16 protein-coding genes are annotated in these 16,691 nt (G+C 68.3%); 10 read left to right on the forward strand and 6 right to left on the reverse strand.

The genetic code is table 11. From position 1 onward, the window contains the following. Complete coding sequence (locus tag ACNQR1_RS05455) at positions 1-954, forward strand: 2-hydroxyacid dehydrogenase (RefSeq protein ID WP_418044586.1); 954 nt, start codon at positions 1-3, stop codon at positions 952-954. On the opposite strand, the gene ACNQR1_RS05460 is transcribed toward ACNQR1_RS05455, so the two are convergent. Further along, positions 942-1,457: a 2-oxo-4-hydroxy-4-carboxy-5-ureidoimidazoline decarboxylase gene (locus ACNQR1_RS05460; RefSeq protein ID WP_409549091.1), complete on the reverse strand. Its 516-nt coding sequence runs from the start codon at positions 1,455-1,457 to the stop codon at positions 942-944. The genes ACNQR1_RS05455 and ACNQR1_RS05460 overlap by 13 nt on opposite strands. 79 nt (positions 1,458-1,536) lie before the next feature. Further along, positions 1,537-2,022: an inorganic diphosphatase gene (locus ACNQR1_RS05465; protein ID WP_418044587.1), complete on the reverse strand. Its 486-nt coding sequence runs from the start codon at positions 2,020-2,022 to the stop codon at positions 1,537-1,539. Between the two features lie 127 nt (positions 2,023-2,149). On the opposite strand from ACNQR1_RS05465, the gene dacB reads away from it, so the two are divergent. The 5 genes from dacB to ACNQR1_RS05490 all read left to right on the forward strand — a co-directional run bounded on the left by dacB (position 2,150) and on the right by ACNQR1_RS05490 (position 8,454). Next, positions 2,150-3,529 carry a D-alanyl-D-alanine carboxypeptidase/D-alanyl-D-alanine-endopeptidase gene (gene dacB / locus ACNQR1_RS05470; RefSeq protein ID WP_418044588.1) on the forward strand — a complete coding sequence of 460 codons (1,380 nt, stop codon included), beginning with the start codon at positions 2,150-2,152 and terminating at the stop codon, positions 3,527-3,529. Then, on the forward strand, positions 3,517-4,593 hold the full coding sequence (locus tag ACNQR1_RS05475; RefSeq protein WP_418044589.1) for a zinc-dependent metalloprotease: 1,077 nt from the start codon (positions 3,517-3,519) through the stop codon (positions 4,591-4,593). Before dacB ends, ACNQR1_RS05475 begins: the two co-directional genes overlap by 13 nt. Beyond that, positions 4,572-5,543, forward strand: coding sequence for a tRNA lysidine(34) synthetase TilS (gene tilS / locus ACNQR1_RS05480; RefSeq protein ID WP_418044590.1), 972 nt, complete (start codon positions 4,572-4,574; stop codon positions 5,541-5,543). The genes ACNQR1_RS05475 and tilS overlap by 22 nt, the downstream gene beginning before the upstream one ends. A gap of 45 nt (positions 5,544-5,588) precedes the next feature. Continuing rightward, on the forward strand, positions 5,589-6,167 hold the full coding sequence (gene hpt, locus ACNQR1_RS05485) for a hypoxanthine phosphoribosyltransferase (RefSeq protein ID WP_418044591.1): 579 nt from the start codon (positions 5,589-5,591) through the stop codon (positions 6,165-6,167). A 70-nt stretch (positions 6,168-6,237) separates the two neighbouring features. Continuing rightward, complete coding sequence (locus ACNQR1_RS05490; RefSeq protein WP_418044592.1) at positions 6,238-8,454, forward strand: molybdopterin oxidoreductase family protein; 2,217 nt, start codon at positions 6,238-6,240, stop codon at positions 8,452-8,454. A gap of 4 nt (positions 8,455-8,458) precedes the next feature. On the opposite strand, the gene ACNQR1_RS05495 is transcribed toward ACNQR1_RS05490, so the two are convergent. From ACNQR1_RS05495 to ACNQR1_RS05510, 4 genes are read right to left on the reverse strand one after another with little or no spacing between them, the layout of a single operon-like run. Further along, positions 8,459-9,184 carry an SIMPL domain-containing protein gene (locus ACNQR1_RS05495; protein WP_418044593.1) on the reverse strand — a complete coding sequence of 242 codons (726 nt, stop codon included), beginning with the start codon at positions 9,182-9,184 and terminating at the stop codon, positions 8,459-8,461. 21 nt (positions 9,185-9,205) lie between these two features. After that, complete coding sequence (locus ACNQR1_RS05500) at positions 9,206-10,216, reverse strand: zinc-binding dehydrogenase (RefSeq protein ID WP_418044594.1); 1,011 nt, start codon at positions 10,214-10,216, stop codon at positions 9,206-9,208. Next, entirely contained in the window at positions 10,216-11,436 is a 1,221-nt protein-coding gene (locus ACNQR1_RS05505) for an LLM class flavin-dependent oxidoreductase (protein WP_418044595.1), read from the reverse strand. The genes ACNQR1_RS05500 and ACNQR1_RS05505 overlap by 1 nt, the downstream gene beginning before the upstream one ends. Continuing rightward, on the reverse strand, positions 11,433-12,368 hold the full coding sequence (locus ACNQR1_RS05510; RefSeq protein WP_418044596.1) for an alpha/beta fold hydrolase: 936 nt from the start codon (positions 12,366-12,368) through the stop codon (positions 11,433-11,435). The genes ACNQR1_RS05505 and ACNQR1_RS05510 overlap by 4 nt, the downstream gene beginning before the upstream one ends. Positions 12,369-12,501: 133 nt before the next feature. Between ACNQR1_RS05510 and ftsH the strand changes: the two genes are divergently transcribed. Genes ftsH through folB form a run of 4 tightly spaced genes read left to right on the forward strand, consistent with a single transcriptional unit; the run spans position 12,502 to position 16,675 of the window. Next, positions 12,502-14,817 carry an ATP-dependent zinc metalloprotease FtsH gene (ftsH, locus tag ACNQR1_RS05515; RefSeq protein ID WP_418044597.1) on the forward strand — a complete coding sequence of 772 codons (2,316 nt, stop codon included), beginning with the start codon at positions 12,502-12,504 and terminating at the stop codon, positions 14,815-14,817. Positions 14,818-14,836: 19 nt separating this feature from the next. Further along, positions 14,837-15,454 (forward strand): GTP cyclohydrolase I FolE, encoded by a 618-nt coding sequence (gene folE, locus ACNQR1_RS05520; protein WP_044520882.1) that lies wholly within the window; start codon positions 14,837-14,839, stop codon positions 15,452-15,454. Between the two features lie 44 nt (positions 15,455-15,498). Further along, positions 15,499-16,308, forward strand: a complete 810-nt coding sequence (folP, locus tag ACNQR1_RS05525; RefSeq protein WP_418044598.1) for a dihydropteroate synthase — start codon at positions 15,499-15,501, stop codon at positions 16,306-16,308. Then, entirely contained in the window at positions 16,301-16,675 is a 375-nt protein-coding gene (gene folB / locus ACNQR1_RS05530) for a dihydroneopterin aldolase (RefSeq protein WP_418044599.1), read from the forward strand. The genes folP and folB overlap by 8 nt, the downstream gene beginning before the upstream one ends. The last annotated feature ends 16 nt before the right edge of the window (positions 16,676-16,691 follow it).

The following is a 16,691-nucleotide window of genomic DNA, read 5'->3' on the forward strand; positions in this document are numbered from 1 at the left end:
ATGAAGATCGTCGTCAAGGAACCGAATCTGCTGGTGCACCGGGATCGCTTCGAAGCCGCGCTGCCGCCGGGTGCGGAGGTGGTCTGGAACGGGAGCATCGAAGACCTGCGGGACGCTGACGTGTTCGTGGGTGGCCGGTTCACCGCCGAGATGGCGGCCGCGGCCGAGAAATTGCGCCTCGTGCACGTCGCGGGGGCCGGTACCGACAAGGTCGACTTTGCCGCACTGCGGCCAGAAACCCTGGTGGCCAACACCTTCCATCATGAACGATCCATCGCGGAGTATGTGCTTGCGGCCGCGGTGCTGCTGCGCCGCGACTTCCTGGCGCAGGACCGCGCACTGCGCCGAGGGGTATGGGCCACCTCGGTCTATGACGCCAACCTGCCACAGTTGCCCGCGATCGGCGCGGCCCGCGTCGGCCTGGTCGGGTTCGGACACATCGGCCGGCGGGTATGGGAATTGTTCCGCGGCCTGGGCTCGACCGGGGCTGCGGTGACCGGATCGGGGCGGGTCGACACCGCGGCCCACGGCCTGTCCTGGGCGGGCGACACCTCCGAGCTGAACCGGCTCATGACGGAGTCCGACGTGGTTGTGGTGTCGGCGCCGCTCACCGCGGCGACCGAAGGCATGATCGGCGCCGAGCAGCTGCGGGCGCTGGGCTCCGACGGCGTGCTGGTCAACGTCGGGCGCGGGCCCCTGGTGGCCGAGCGCCCGCTCTACGACGCACTGTTGGAGGGCTGGATCAGAGCTGCCGCCATCGACGTCTGGTACCGCTATCCGGGCCCGGGTGGGCAGGGGGTACCGAGTGAGCTGCCGTTCGGCGAACTGGCCAACGTGTTGATGACGCCGCATTCGTCGGGCGTCACCACCGATACGTTCGGCGGCCGGGCCGAGGAGATCGCCGCCAACATCGGCCGCCTCGATCGTGGTGAGCCACTGACTCACCAGTTGTAGTAGCCGCCTTCAGGGCCGAGCATGCGTTCCAGCCGGGCCCGGTTGATGCGGGCCAGTTCGTTGCGGACGACCTTGCGTTCGGTCTCGCGGTCGTTGTGCAGCCGGTCGACGATCCCGGTCATGGCCCGGTGTGCGCAGCAGTCCTCGACGAACATGACGAAGCCGAAGCCGAACCGCTCGGCATAGTGCAGGACCTCGTCGTTGAGCTGTGCCATCACCGCGGGATCGTCGTCCCACACCGAGCACTGCTCGCACACCGACTTCGGGCTGCGCGGACGTCTGCCGATGTGCGGATAGGCCTGCAGTACGCGGTCGATGGAATCCTCGCCGAGGCTGAACAGCAGGGCGTCGGCCTGCCGGAACAGCGAGTCGTGGTCGGCAAACGGGCGTCCGCCGGCCAGATCGGTCGCCAGCACGACGCTGTAGCAGCACTCGTACACGGCGTGCACCGCACGCCGCAGGGGCAGTGCGTTGTACGCCTCAAGTCCCATGCCCTGATGCATCAACACCTGGTCAATCATGGAAGGCGCATGGGACGCCGGCGTTACCTCTTGTTACAGCCAGGCAAACTATCCGGAAGTTCTAGTGGCCGGCCTTGAACCGCTCGACGGAGCGCTGCAGCTCGGCCTCGGCCTCTTCGCGGCCCACCCAGTCGGCGGTCTTGACGAACTTGCCGGGCTCCAGGTCCTTGTAGTGCACGAAGAAGTGCTTGATCGCGTCGAGTTCGAACTGCGACACGTCTCCGAGGTCCTGGATGTGGTCCCAGCGCGGATCCCCGGCGGGCACGCACAGCAACTTGTCGTCGCCGCCTGCCTCGTCGGTCATCTTGAACATCGCGACCGGGCGGGCCTCGACGGTGCAGCCGGGGAACACCGACTCGGGCAGCAGGACCAGCGCGTCCAGCGGATCGCCGTCCTCACCGAGGGTGTCCTCGAAGAACCCGTAGTCGGCGGGGTAGCCCATCGGGGTGTAGAGGTAGCGGTCGAGCTTGACCCGGCCGGTCTCGTGGTCAACCTCGTACTTGTTGCGTGAACCCTTCGGGATCTCGATGACGACGTCGAACTTCACCGTCGCGGCTCCTTCGCATCTGCGGTCAGGCTTGGGTCGTCGGGCGACGACGCGGGTCAACCCTAATCGAGCGATAGTCTGGCCTAAACGGGTGGCTCGTCCCCACCACCGGCAGAGCAGGAGAAATATGCGGCCCACACGGTGGCGGCAGTCCACCCATGTGGCGGTTGGCGTCGTGGTCCTGGTGCTGGTCGCCGCCGTCGTCGCGGTTGCTGCCGTGCTCACCGGGCACCGCTCCAGCGATGCCGAGGCGGTCGGGCCTGCGCCCGCTCCTGCGACCGCCAGCCCAGCCGTCATCCCGGTGGACATGTCGGCGCCCTCGCCAACGGTGAGCGGCCTGGCCGCCGCGCTGGCGCCGGCCCTGGCGAATCCCGATCTCGGTGAGGTGACCGGCCGGATCACCGACGCCGAGACCGGTGCCGAACTGTGGGAACAGAATTCCGGCGTGCAGATGCAGCCGGCCTCGGTCAACAAGGTGCTGACGACAGCGGCTGCACTCCTGACGCTGGACCGCAATGCCCGGCTGGCCACCACGGTCCTTGCGGTCGACTCACAGCCGGGTCTGGTGGTGCTCAAGGGCGGCGGTGACACCACCCTGTCGGCGGCGCCCGAGGACACCGACACCTGGTACAAGGGCGCGGCCCGGATCAGTGACCTGGCCGAGCAGGTGCGCAACAGTGGCATCACGGTCACCGCGGTGCGGGTGGACACCAGCGAGTACAGCGGCCCGACGATGGCGCCCGGGTGGGATCCCGCCGACATCGAGGGCGGTGACATCGCGCCGATGGAACCGGTGATGCTCGACGGCGGACGCATTCAGCCGACGACGGTGGAATCCAGGCGGTCGACCACCCCTGCCCTCGACGCGGGCCGGGCCCTGGCCGCCGCACTCAAGGTGGACCCCGCGACGGTGACCGTGCTGTCCGGTTCGGTTTCGGGTAAGCAGATCGCCGCGGTGCAATCCGCGCCGCTGATCGAGCGGCTGCGCCAGATGATGAACGAGTCCGACAACGTGATGGCCGAGTCCATCGCCCGCGAGGTTGCCGCCCAACTGCACCGGCCGCAGAGTTTCGACGGCGGTGTCGACGCGGTGGTCAGTCAACTGGAGGGCATCGGCATCGACATGTCGGCCGCCAAGCTGGTCGATTCCAGCGGCCTGTCGACAGATGACCTGCTGACCGCCCGGATTCTCGACGAGGTGGTCAACATCGCGGCAGGCAACACCGAACCTGCCGTGCGGCCGCTGGTGGACCTGCTGCCCATCGCCGGCGGCAGCGGCACGCTGTCCAACCGCTACCTCGACACCGACGCCGGGCGGGACGCCGCGGGCTGGCTGCGGGCCAAGACCGGGTCGCTGACGGGGACCAACGCGCTCGCCGGGATCGTCACCGACGACAACGGGCGGGTGCTGACGTTCGCATTGATCTCCAACAACGCGGGACCCACCGGGCGGACCGCGATCGACGAGCTGGCCGCGGTGCTGCGGTCGTGTGGATGTGGCACGTGAACGACCGGGTCACCGTGACCGCGGGCCGCTCGGTCGATTGGGATTTCGCCGCGACGGTGGGGGCGAAGCTGGCCCGACCGGCGCCGGCTTCCAGTGACTACACCCGCAATCAGGTGATCGAGCAGCTCTTGGAGAGCTCGAGGACGGCCGAACTGCCGGTGCGTGAGGTGACGGGTCTGAACGAGGGCGCGGAGCTGCCCGAGGCCCGCGTGGTGGACCGTCCGGAGTGGATCCGTGCGGCCACCCGTTCGATGCGGGTGATGACCACCGGTGTCCAACCCGGTGACGAAATCGAGGATTACAAGCCGGGATTCATCACCGGTCGGGTCACCGGGGCGCAGACCGGCGCGGTGCTGGCGTTCATCTCCTCGGGCATCCTCGGCCAGTACGATCCGTTCGGCCCCGACGGTGGCGAGCTGTTGCTGGTGTATCCGAACGTCATCGCGGTGGAACGTCAATTGCGTGTCATCCCAGCCGATTTCCGGCTGTGGGTATGCCTGCACGAGGTCACCCACCGGGTGCAGTTCCGCGCCAATCCCTGGCTGTCCGACCACATGTCGCAGGCCCTGGCGGTGGTCACCCAGGACGCCGGCGAGGATGTCGCCGAGGTGGTGGGCCGGCTCGCGCAGTTCGTCCGCGACCAACGCAACGGGTCGGCGCCCGACCCGAATTCGAGCGGTGTTCTGGGTCTGATGCGCGCCGTGCAGGCCGAACCACAGCGACGTGCGCTCGATCAGCTGTTGGTCTTGGGGACGCTGCTGGAGGGGCATGCCGACCACGTGATGGATGCCGTCGGGCCGGCGGTGGTCCCCACGGTGTCGACCATCAGGCGTCGCTTCGACGAACGCAGGCAGCGCAAGCAGCCCCCGTTGCAGCGCGTGCTCCGCGCGCTGTTGGGCTTCGACGCCAAGCTCAGCCAGTACACCCGTGGCAAGGCGTTCGTCGACCACGTGGTGGGACAGGTCGGGATGGCCCGCTTCAACACGATCTGGTCCGGTCCGGACACGCTGCCACTGCTCGATGAGATCGACGAACCGCAACGATGGATCGAACGGGTGCTGTAGCCGCGCTGCGGCAAGCGGTGGCGAGCGCGAGCGAACGAATCGCCGACCGGGATACGGACGCGCGCTGGTGCGTGGCGCTGTCCGGCGGTCCGGATTCCCTGGCCCTTACCGCGGCCGCGGCCGGTCTGCGGTCCACCACCGCGCTGATCGTCGACCACCGGCTGCAGCCGGGATCCGGTGCCGTGGCCGACGCGGCGCGCAAACAGGCATTGGATTTGGGATGCGTTGCGGCACATATTCTTTCGGTCGACGTCGGCCGCACGGGCGGGCCGGAGGCCGCGGCCCGGCAGGCCAGGTACGCCGCACTGGACACCGCCCGGGACGGTTCGCCGGTCCTGCTCGGCCACACCCTCGACGACCAGGCCGAGACGGTGCTGCTCGGGCTGGGCCGCGGATCGGGGGCCCGCTCGATCGCCGGGATGCGTCCCCATGACCCGCCGTGGCACCGGCCCCTGCTGGGCGTGCGCCGCACACTGACGCACGCGGTCTGCGACGAACTCGGACTCGCCCCGTGGCAGGACCCGCACAACGCCGACCGCCGGTTCACCAGGTCCCGGCTGCGACACGAGGTGCTGCCGCTGCTGGAGGACGTCCTCGGAGGAGGGGTGGCCGAGGCGCTGGCCCGCACCGCCATCGCGCTGCGCGAGGACACCGAGACACTCGACGCTCTGGCCGGTGAGGCCCTGACTGGGGTGCGCACCGAGGCCGGCGGTCTGGACACGGCCCGGCTGGCCCCGTTGCCCGACGCGCTGCGGCGCCGGGTCATCCGGGCCTGGTTGCTGGACGGCGGCGCGTGTGATCTGACCGACATCCAGATCCGCGGGGTCGACCGGCTGGTGACGGCCTGGCGCGGACAGGGCGGCGTGGCAGTCGGTTCCGGGCTGCGCAAACGGCGGTTGTTCGCGGCGAGGCGCGCCGGTGTGCTGACGATGCACACCGAACCGGTCTAGCGATCCGCGTTGGAAAGCGGCGCCCTCCCATGGCACGCTGTTGCAGTGGCTGTCGACTCTGCCGAGCTGTATGCGGGAGACATCAAATCGGTGCTGTTGTCCGAGGAACAGATCCGGACCCGCACCGTCGAACTCGCCGAGATGATCGCCGAGGAATACCGGGACAATCTGGGTACCGACGACCTGCTTCTGGTCACCGTGCTCAAGGGCGCGGTCATGTTCGTCACCGATCTGGCCCGCACCATCCCGCTGCCCACGCAGCTGGAGTTCATGGCGGTCAGCTCGTACGGCTCGTCCACGTCGTCCTCGGGTGTGGTGCGCATCCTCAAAGACCTCGACCGCGACATCAATGACCGCGACGTGCTCATCGTCGAGGACATCATCGACTCGGGGCTGACCCTGTCCTGGTTGCTGCGCAACCTGGCCACCCGCCATCCGCGGTCACTGCGGGTGTGCACGCTGCTGCGCAAGCCCGAGGCCGTCAAGACCGAACTCGACGTCGCCTACGTGGGCTTCGACATCCCCAACGAGTTCGTCGTCGGGTACGGACTGGACTTCGCCGAGCGCTACCGCGACCTGCCCTATATCGGCACTCTCGAACCAAAGGTGTACGAAACGCCGTAAGCCGGAGGCTTACAAAACGCCACTAAGCCGGAGGCTTTCAAAAGGCGGGCGTCCGGCGCAGAATTCGGGAATGCGCACAGCCCTGCGGATCTGCCCCTTCTGCGAGGCCACCTGTGGCCTCACGCTCACGATTTCCGACGGCCGGGTGACCGGCGCCCGCGGTGACACCGACGACGTGTTCAGTGCCGGATTCATCTGCCCGAAGGGCGCCAGTTTCGGTGAGCTCGACAACGATCCCGACCGCCTGACGCGACCGCTGATCAGGCGTGACGGCGAGCTGACCGAGGCCACCTGGGACGAGGCGTACGCGGTGGTCGCCGAGCGACTCGGCGCGGTGATCGGCGAGCACGGCGGCGCCTCGGTCGGGGTGTACCTGGGCAACCCGAACGCACACACCATCGCCGGCAGTCTGTACGCGCCGCTGATCATCAAGGGCCTGGGCACCCGGCAGGTGTTCAGTGCCAGCACGCTCGACCAGATGCCCAAGCACGTCGCGCTGGGCCTGATGTTCGGCAGCCCGGTCGCGTTCACCGTTCCCGACCTCGACCGCACCGACTATCTGGTGATCATCGGTGCGAATCCGCTGGTGTCCAACGGCAGCCTGGCCACCGCCGCCGACTTTCCCGGCAAGCTCCGGGCGTTGCGCAAGCGCGGCGGCAGGCTCGTCGTCATCGACCCGGCCCGCACCCAGACGGCCAAACTCGCCGACCGGCACCTCGCCCCACGGCCCGGCACCGATGCGGCGCTGCTGTTCGCGATCGTGCACGTGCTGTTCGAGGAGGACCTGGTCGAACTCGGCGGGCTCGCCGAGCACGTCACCGGTGTCGAGCAGGTCCGCACCATGGCCGACGAGTTCTCTCCTGAGGCCGTCGCCCCGGCGTGCGGAGTGAGCGCCGAGGAGATCAGGGAACTGGCACGCGAACTCGCCGCGGCCCCGACGGCGGCTGTCTACGGCCGGATGGGTACGTCCACCGTCGAGTTCGGCACCATCGGCAGCTGGCTCGTCGACGTGATCAACGTCCTCACCGGCAATCTCGACCGCCCCGGCGGGGCGATGTTCGCGCTAGGAGCCGCCGCCCCCGCCCCGCGCCCACCGAAACGTGGTCGCGGCTTCAAGACCGGGCGGTGGGCGAGCCGGGTCTCGGGCTACCCCGAGGTGCTTTCCGAACTCCCGGCCGCAGCGCTCGCAGAGGAGATCGACACTGCCGGCGACGGCCAGATCAAGGCGATGATCACCATCGCCGGAAACCCCGTGCTGTCCGCGCCGGACGGCGACCGGCTCGACCGGGCGCTGGACCAGGTCGACTTCATGCTCTCGATCGACCCGTACCTCAACGAGACCACCCGCCACGCCGACGTGATCCTGCCGCCACCCCCGCCGGCCCGCAGCGCGCACTTCGACGTCGCGCTGAACAACCTCGCGGTACGCAACAACGTGCGGTACTCCTCGCCCGCTCTGCCCTTGGACGGACGGCCCGACGAGCCCGAGATCCTGTCCCGGCTCGCCCTGATCCTCTACGGCATCGGTGCAGACGGGGACCCCACGCTCGTCGACGCGCAGGTGATCGCGACGACGTTGGCGAAAGAGGTCGCCGGTCCTGACTCACCGGTGGCGGGCCGCAACGTCGAGGAGCTCACCTCGATGCTGTACGACGGCCCCGGCTACGAACGGCGCCTGGACATGATGCTGCGTCTCGGGCCCTACGGAGATGCGTTCGGTACCAAGCCCGACGGGCTCACCATGGCGAGGCTCAAGGACAACCCGCACGGCATCGACCTGGGGCCGCTGCGGCCGCGGATCCCCGAGATCCTGCGAACCCCGAGCGGGCGGATCGAACTGGCGCCGGAGCCGATCGTCGAAGACGTGGAGCGGCTGCGCGACGCACTCGGTCGAACGGCGGGCGGGTTCCTGCTGATCGGACGGCGTCATCTGCGGTCCAACAACAGCTGGATGCACAACCTCCCGGCGCTGACCGGCGGCTCCAACCGGTGCACCCTGCAGATCCATCCCGACGATGCGGCGGATCTGGGAATCACCGACGTCGCCGTCATCAAGGGGCCGGGCGGTGAACTGCTCGCGCCCATCGAGGTGAACGACGGGATGCGGCGCGGCGTGGTCTCGCTGCCGCACGGCTGGGGACATGATCGCGGCGGCACCGGTCAGCAACTCGCGGCCAGCCGGCCCGGGGCGAACGTCAACCAGCTCAACGACGGAACTCATCTGGACCCGTTGTCGGGCACCGCGGTGCTCAACGGCATCCCCGTGGACATCGCGCCGGCGGGGTGAGCGGCTAGGTCAGCTCCCAGATCACCGTCACCGAGAAGTTCACCGTCTGCTGACCGGGTTCGAGCGGGACGGCCTCCATGGCCGCGCGCGGCATCGGGGTGGGCGTGGGCGGGGTGGAGCCGCCGGGCTGCTCGGATATCGAGATCACCTTGCCCAGGTGCAGTCCCGACAACCCGGCGTACTGGTCGGCGCGGTTCTTGGCGTCGTCGAATGCCCGGGCGCGGGCGTCGCGCACCAGGTCCGAGTCGTCCTCGATCGAGTAGTCGACCGAGTTGATGCGGGTGGCGTCGCCTCCGGTGCTCGCGATCAGTGCCAGGGTCTGCGAGGCCTTGGCGGTGTCGCGGATCTTGACCTTGATCGCATTGCTGGCCTGGTAACCCGAGATCTTGCTGTCGGTGAACTGCGGCTGCACGCTGACCTGAGTGGTGCTGATGTCCTTGCGTTCGATGCCCGATCCGACCAGCGCATCGATCACGGCCTGCTGGCGCTGGCTGGACTGGTTGAGCGCGCCCGACACGTCCGGCGCGGTGAACTCCATCGCCACGTCGGCGGTCAGGGTGTCCGGAACGCCCTGCACCTGACCGGATCCGACGACGGTCACCTGCCTGGCGCCGTCCGGTGCGCCACCGGCGGGGCCTGAGGTCGTATCGCACGCGCTTGCGCTGACGGCGATCAATCCCGCCGTGGCAACGCCGAGGACCCGCAATTTCGCATTTCCGGCGATCGGCATGACCAAAACCCTACCGGGACGTCACGGCCTCACCAGGACTTTGCAGTGCCGGTCGGGGGAGGCGAGTTGACCGAACGCGGTGCCCACGCCGTCGAGACCCACGGTTCCGGTGATCATCGGTGCGACGTCGATGTCGCCCTCGGCAATGGCCCGCAGTGAGTTCGCGAACTCGGCAGGGTCGTAGCCGAACACGAACTGGATGCTGATCTGCTTGGTGATCGCGTAGAACGGGTGCACGGTGTCGGGCTGCATGCAGACTCCGGCCACCACCAGGCGGATGCCCGCGGGTGCGCGGCGCAGCACGTCGTCGATGATCCCGGGGGCGCCGACGGCCTCGAACACGACCGCGGGCTTGCACTGATGGAACGGCGAATCCACGGCCGGATCCAACGTGACGTGCGCGCCCATCGTGGCGGCGAGTTCCCGTCGGGCGGGGGAGAAGTCGGACGCCGCAATGGTTTCCACGCCCCGGAGTTTCAGTGCGGCGATGATGGCGATGCCGACCGGGCCGCACCCCACGACGAGTGCCGACTCGCCGGGTTCGATGTGCGACGCGTTGACCGCATGCAGGCCGACGGCCATCGGTTCGGTGAGCGCGGCGTGCTCGGCGCTCAGACCGTTGGGTACCGGCAGCAGCAGCGGTGCCGAGAGCAGCATCTTCTCGGCGTATCCGCCCACGGTCGTGTTGCTGTACACGATCGGCGCGACGCCGGCAGGAGTGATCAGCACCGGTACGGACGTCACGAGGGTGCCTGCCGCGGGCGCCTCGGTTCCCGGGCCCGCGTCGAGGATCTCCGCACTGAACTCGTGGCCCATGAAGACGTCGCAGGCCAGGTCGATGTCCAGGTCGGGCACGCCCTCCAGGTCGGCGCTCGCGGTCAGCATGTCCGCACCGTGGGTGGCGAAATGCAGGTCGGAGCCGCAGATCCCACAGGCTTTCACCTCGACCAGCACCTGCCCCGGGCCAGGTGCCGGTTCGGGCACGTCGTCGCGGACGACCATCTGTCCGTCCCGGAGGACCGCGGCGCGCATCAACTCTTCTCCCCGGTGTTGTCCTCGGTGGCGGCTTCGGTGATCGCGTTGACGATGGCCTGTCCGGCGCGGCCCAGCAGCTGATCCCGCATCCCCTTGGCCCAGTCGTGGGATGCCCGGGCGGCGGTGAGCTGGCCCTTGAAATGCGGGATCACCTCACGCGCGAACAGCTCGTAGGAATGGAAGGTGGCGGCAGGCGGCGCCCAGTCGTGGCCGAGGAGCAGGAAGGTGCCGAATCCTCCTGAGCGGTCCAGCAGGTCCTGGATGTAGGCGATGGCGTCGTCGGTGGTGCCGATGCAGCAATTGCCGCCTGCCGCATAGTTTTCCACGAACTCACGCGCGGAACCGGCAGCCTCGGTCTTCTCGGACAGCGGAACGAGGCCGGCGGCGCCGAAGTAGTTGGCGAAGTCCTGCAGGCCGTACGTGCAGTCCTCGATGGCCTGCTCGCGGGTGTCGGCGAGGTGGATGATGCCCAGCACCCGCCAGTTCTTCCGGTCCGGTTCGGGCCGGTCGGACTTGGCGGCCTGGTCGCACACCGTGTCCCAGGTGGTCTCGATGGCGGCGTAGCCACCGGGTACCGACATCGACAGGGAGAGCAGGGATGTGCCCAGTGCGCCGGCCAGTCGGGGACCGGATGGGGAAACCATTGCCGCGGTGGAAATCTCGGGATAGGGCCAGGTGTAGGGGCGGATGTGCAGAGCGGCGTCGCGCAAGGTGAACCAGTCGGTCTTGCGGTCGATCCGCTCATCGGGCGCCGCGCGGAACAGCGCCAGGATCGCCTCAAGGGACTCCTGCATCATCGGCCGCTGGTCCACCGGGTCGATGCCCATCATGTAGGCATCGGACGGCAGCGCGCCCGGACCGGTTCCGAACATCACCCGGCCGCGGGTGAGATGGTCGAGCAGCACCCAGCGGTCGGCGACCATGAGCGGATGGTGGTACGGCAGCGACACCACACCGGTGCCCAGCCGGATGTGCCTGGTCCGTTCGGCCGCTGCGGCGATGAACACCTCGGGACAGGCGATGAGTTCGTAACCGCCGGAACGGTGTTCGCCGAACCAGGCCTCGTCGTAGCCGAGCCGGTCCAGCGCCTCGACCCGGTCCATGTCGTATTGCAGTGCGGTGGTGGGGGATTGACCGACCGGGTGGAAGGGCGTGATGAACACACCGAAGTTCAGCGGGCTCACCGCACCTTGTTGGCTCTTCGCGCGAGCGCTCATCGCAGCGCTCCCAGGAACTCGAGCAGCACTTCGTTGACCTCCCCGGGCCGTTCCTGCTGCAACCAGTGCCCGGCACCGTCGATCAGCACCTCGCGGTAGTCGCCGGTGACCACCTCACGCACGCGGTCGCGTGGGGTGAAGCTCAGCACCGGGTCGGCGGTGCCGGCCAGGAACAGGGTGGGCACCGAGATGGTCTGGCGTGCGGTGACTCCCGAATCCGGGTCCGTGAGCTCCCAGTTCCGGTCGAAGTTGCGGTACCAGTTCAGCGGCCCGGTGAAGCCGGTCTCGGTGTAGGCCCGCACGTAGTGCTCGAACTCCTCGGGGCTGGTCCAGTCCGGCAGCGGCGGCAGTGGCCGGTCGGTCAGGTTCTCGGGCGGCTCGGCGAGCCCCTCCATCGCCAGGGATCGGCGCAGTGACTGCCGTGGGTCGTCACCCAACGCGACGTCGGCGACACCGGGTTCCTGGAAGTACAGGATGTAGAAGAAGTTGTCCCCGACGATCTTGCGCCAGATCTGCGTCGGGGGCGCGGGTGCTCGCGGTACCGGCGGCACGCTCATGGCCACGACGGCACGAACCCGGTCCGGGTAGAACAACGGGAAGTTCGTCGCGACGGGCGAGCCCCAATCGTGCCCGATGAGGACGGCCTCGTCGGCGCCGACGTCATCGAGCAATCCGGCGATGTCGGCGGTCAGTTCGACGATGTTGTAGGCGTCGATGCCTTCGGGTCGTGATGATCCGCCGTAGCCGCGCTGGTCAGGAGCCAGAACGTGGTAGCCGGCGGCCGCGAGCACCGGGATCTGGTGCCGCCACGAGTACGCGAGTTCGGGGAAGCCGTGGGCGAGCACGATGACCGGATTTCCGCGTTCACCCGCCTCGGTCACCTTCAATGTCACGCCATTTGTATCGACTAACCGTTCGGTTGGTGTGAGCACGATCTCACCCAAGCACAGCGGTCCGCCGTCGGCTAGATACCGCCGGGAACTGCCGGACGTTGGTCTAGCGGTAGCCTTGAATGTCTCAACTGCGCACGTTGGAAGGACCGGGCCGAACTCGGCCGAGTGATCGATGAACCGCAAAAATGTGATCCGTACGCTGACCGTGATCGCGGTCGTGCTGTTGCTGGGCTGGTCGTTCTTCTATTTCAGTGACGACACCCGCGGCTACAAACCCGTCGACACCTCGGTGGCGGTGGCCCAGATCAGCGCTGACAACGTCAACAGCGCCCAGATCGACGACCGCGAACAGCAGCTGCGGCTCGACTTGAAGAGCGGCAAGGAAGAGACCGAGAACTCCGACAAGGTCATCACCAAGTACCCCACGGGTTATGCGGTCAAGCTCGTCGACCAACTCGACGCCAAGAACGTCAAGTTCGGCACCACCGTCAACCAGGGCAGCTTCCTCGGCTCGATGCTGATCTACATGCTGCCGCTGCTGCTGCTGGTCGGCCTGTTCGTGATGTTCTCCCGGATGCAGGGCGGCGGCCGGATGGGCTTCGGCTTCGGCAAGTCCAAGGCCAAGCAACTCGGCAAGGACATGCCCAAGACCACGTTCGCCGATGTCGCCGGTGTCGACGAGGCGGTCGAAGAGCTCTACGAGATCAAGGATTTCCTGCAGAACCCCAGCCGCTATCAGGCTCTGGGCGCCAAGATCCCCAAGGGCGTGCTGCTCTACGGCCCGCCCGGAACCGGTAAAACCCTGCTGGCCCGCGCGGTCGCGGGTGAGGCCGGGGTTCCGTTCTTCACCATCTCCGGCTCGGACTTCGTCGAGATGTTCGTCGGCGTCGGCGCCTCCCGCGTGCGCGACATGTTCGAACAGGCCAAGGCCAACAGCCCGTGCATCATCTTCGTCGACGAGATCGACGCCGTCGGCCGTCAGCGCGGTGCAGGCATGGGCGGCGGTCACGACGAACGTGAGCAGACGCTGAACCAGTTGCTGGTCGAGATGGACGGCTTCGGCGACCGCCAGGGCGTCATCCTGATCGCCGCCACCAACCGGCCCGACATCCTGGATCCGGCCTTGCTGCGGCCCGGCCGCTTCGACCGTCAGATCCCGGTGTCCAACCCCGACCTGGCAGGCCGTCGCGCGGTGCTCAAGGTGCACTCGGCAGGCAAGCCGATCGCGCCCGACGCCGACCTGGACGGGCTGGCCAAGCGCACCGTCGGCATGTCCGGTGCCGACCTCGCCAACGTCATCAACGAGGCCGCGCTGCTGACCGCCCGCGAGAACGGCACCGTCATCACCGGTGCGGCGCTGGAAGAGGCCGTCGACCGCGTGGTGGGTGGCCCGCGCCGCAAGAGCCGCATCATCAGCGAGCAGGAAAAGAAGATCACCGCCTACCACGAGGGCGGACACACCCTGGCCGCGTGGGCCATGCCCGACATCGAGCCGATCTACAAGGTGACGATCCTGGCCCGCGGCCGTACCGGCGGTCACGCCGTCGCGGTACCCGAGGACGACAAGGGTCTGATGACCCGCTCGGAGATGATCGCCCGGCTGGTGTTCGCCATGGGTGGCCGCGCCGCCGAGGAGCTGGTCTTCCGCGAGCCCACCACGGGTGCGGTGTCCGACATCGAGCAGGCCACCAAGATCGCCCGAGCGATGGTCACCGAGTACGGCATGAGCTCCAAGCTGGGCGCCGTGCGCTACGGCACCGAGCACGGCGATCCGTTCCTGGGCCGCACCATGGGAACCCAGGCCGACTTCGGTCACGAGGTCGCCCGCGACATCGACGACGAGGTGCGCAAGCTCATCGAGGCCGCGCACACCGAGGCGTGGGAGATCCTGACCGAGTACCGCGACGTGCTCGACACCCTGGCCGGTGAGCTCCTGGAGAAGGAGACGCTGCACCGCGCCGAGCTGGAGGCCATCTTCGGTGACGTGAAGAAGCGTCCCCGGCTGACCATGTTCGACGACTTCGGTGGCCGGGTGCCGTCGGACAAGCCGCCGATCAAGACCCCGGGCGAGATCGCCATCGAGCGCGGTGAGCCGTGGCCGCCACCGGTTCCCGAACCGGCGTTCAAGGCCGCCATCGCCGCCGCCAGCCGCGAGGCCGAGCGGGCGAACGAGACCAACGGCGCCGGGACCAACGGTGCGCCGCCGAACGGCTCGAACCAGAACGGCTCGACCCAGCCCGATTACGGTGCCCCGGCAGGCTGGCACGCCCCGGGCTGGCCGCCCCCGCCGTCGCAGCCCGGATACCAGCCGCCGCAGCAACAGCAGGGTTACTGGTACCCGCCGCCGCATCCGTCGGGGTGGCAACAGCCCCAGCCGTACCCGTATCAGCCTTATCCTCATCCCGGTCAGCCGAATCCGAATGAGGAGGCGGGCCAGGACGGTGGTTCCGAGCGGGCCGACCGGCCCAACCCGCCGGCACACGGCTGATCCGAGAACGGAGGCTTCGATGTCGCAGTCGCTGCGCGAGCATCACAACAACACCGATACCGCCACGCGGGTGTTCGACCAACCGCGGGCCGAGGCGGCCGTTCGTGAGTTGCTGATCGCCATCGGTGAAGACCCCGATCGTCAGGGTCTGCTGGACACCCCTGCCCGCGTGGCGCGTGCATACAAGGAGCTGATGGCTGGTCTGTACACGGACCCGGACGCGGTGCTCAACACCACCTTCGACGAGGAGCACGACGAACTCGTGCTGGTCAAGCAGATCCCGCTGTACTCCACCTGTGAACACCACCTGGTGTCGTTCCACGGGGTGGCGCACGTCGGGTACATCCCCGGCGTCGACGGCCGGGTGACCGGTTTGTCGAAGATCGCCCGGCTGGTCGACCTGTACTCGAAGCGCCCGCAGGTGCAGGAACGCCTGACCGCGCAGATCGCCGATGCGCTCATGCGCAAGCTCGATCCGCGCGGGGCCATCGTGGTGATCGAGGCCGAGCACCTGTGCATGGCCATGCGCGGGGTGCGCAAACCGGGCGCGGTCACCACCACCTCCGCGGTGCGCGGACAGTTCAAGACCGACAAGGCATCCCGGGCCGAGGCGCTGGAACTTATCCTGCGGAAGTGAACCCACCCGGCCCGATTGTCCCTCACGGAGCGCGTTTGCAGGTCATGGGCGTGGTGAACGTGACCGACGATTCGTTCTCCGACGGTGGCAAGTTCATCGACCGAGACCGTGCCGTGGAACACGGGCTGGCGCTCGCCGCAGCGGGAGCCGCGATCATCGACGTGGGTGGCGAATCGACCCGCCCCGGTGCGGTGCGGGTCGACCCCGCGGTGGAAGCGGCCCGCGTCGCTCCGGTGATCGAAGCGCTTGCCTCCCAGGGGATCACCGTCAGCATCGACACCATGCACGCCGACGTGGCGAAGGTGGCGCTGGAAAGCGGCGCCCAGATCGTCAACGATGTGTCCGGCGGCCTGGCCGATCCGAACATGGCGCCCCTGCTCGCCGAGGCGAAGGCCCCGTGGATCCTGATGCACTGGCGCTCGGTCCGAGCCGAGCAGCCTCATCACGCTCCGGGTTACGGCGACGTGGTGGCCGAGGTCCGGGCCGAACTGCTCGGCGCGGTCGACGCGGCGGTCACCGCCGGTGTCGAGCCGCAGCGGCTCATCATCGACCCGGGTCTGGGATTCGCCAAGACCGCCCAAGACAATTGGGCCCTGCTGCACGCGCTGCCCGAATTCATCGCCACCGGGATCCCGGTGTTGGTGGGTGCGTCACGCAAGCGCTTTCTGGGTTCCTTGCTGGCCGGCGCGGACGGGACACCGCGGCCGCCGGACGGCCGGGAGACGGCCACGGCCGCGATCTCGATGCTGGCCGCCCAGCACGGGGCCTGGGGTGTTCGGGTGCACGATGTGGTGGCCTCCGTCGACGCACTCGCGGTGCTGGAAGCCTGGGAATCTGGAGGTCGGGTTGGCTGATCGAATCGAGTTGCGCGGCTTGCGGGTTCGTGGCAATCACGGTGTCTTCGACCATGAGCGCCGCGACGGCCAGGAGTTCGTCGTCGACATCACGGCGTGGGTGGACCTGCGCCGGGCTGCGGCCACCGACGATCTGGCGGACACCCTGGATTACGGCGCGCTGGCCCAGCGCGCGGCGGACATCGTCGCGGGGCCGCCACGCAATTTGATCGAGACGGTTTCCGCCGAGATCGCCGACGCCATCATGACCGACGAGCGTCTGCACGCGGTCGAGGTCGTGGTGCACAAGCCCAGCGCCCCGATTCCTCTGACGTTCGACGATGTCGCGGTGGTGGCCCGCCGTTCGAGACGAGGGAACAGTCAGTGACTTCCGCGCACGCGAG

Source organism: Mycobacterium sp. 48b (assembly GCF_048282725.1).
Taxonomy (GTDB): Bacteria; Actinomycetota; Actinomycetes; order Mycobacteriales; family Mycobacteriaceae; genus Mycobacterium.

What these genes read in the sequence shown, in the direction of transcription:
- ftsH (WP_418044597.1), top strand. Translation starts at nt 12,502, where the DNA reads ATGAACCGCAAAAATGTGATCCGTACGCTGACCGTGATCGCGGTCGTG.
- ACNQR1_RS05455 (WP_418044586.1), top strand. Translation starts at nt 1, where the DNA reads ATGAAGATCGTCGTCAAGGAACCGAATCTGCTGGTGCACCGGGATCGC.
- folE (WP_044520882.1), top strand. Translation starts at nt 14,837, where the DNA reads ATGTCGCAGTCGCTGCGCGAGCATCACAACAACACCGATACCGCCACG.
- folP (WP_418044598.1), top strand. Translation starts at nt 15,499, where the DNA reads ATGGGCGTGGTGAACGTGACCGACGATTCGTTCTCCGACGGTGGCAAG.
- ACNQR1_RS05500 (WP_418044594.1), bottom strand. Translation starts at nt 10,216, where the DNA reads ATGCGCGCCGCGGTCCTCCGGGACGGACAGATGGTCGTCCGCGACGAC.
- ACNQR1_RS05460 (WP_409549091.1), bottom strand. Translation starts at nt 1,457, where the DNA reads ATGCATCAGGGCATGGGACTTGAGGCGTACAACGCACTGCCCCTGCGG.
- ACNQR1_RS05505 (WP_418044595.1), bottom strand. Translation starts at nt 11,436, where the DNA reads ATGAGCGCTCGCGCGAAGAGCCAACAAGGTGCGGTGAGCCCGCTGAAC.
- ACNQR1_RS05490 (WP_418044592.1), top strand. Translation starts at nt 6,238, where the DNA reads ATGCGCACAGCCCTGCGGATCTGCCCCTTCTGCGAGGCCACCTGTGGC.
- ACNQR1_RS05495 (WP_418044593.1), bottom strand. Translation starts at nt 9,184, where the DNA reads ATGCCGATCGCCGGAAATGCGAAATTGCGGGTCCTCGGCGTTGCCACG.
- tilS (WP_418044590.1), top strand. Translation starts at nt 4,572, where the DNA reads ATGGATCGAACGGGTGCTGTAGCCGCGCTGCGGCAAGCGGTGGCGAGC.
- ACNQR1_RS05475 (WP_418044589.1), top strand. Translation starts at nt 3,517, where the DNA reads ATGTGGCACGTGAACGACCGGGTCACCGTGACCGCGGGCCGCTCGGTC.
- dacB (WP_418044588.1), top strand. Translation starts at nt 2,150, where the DNA reads ATGCGGCCCACACGGTGGCGGCAGTCCACCCATGTGGCGGTTGGCGTC.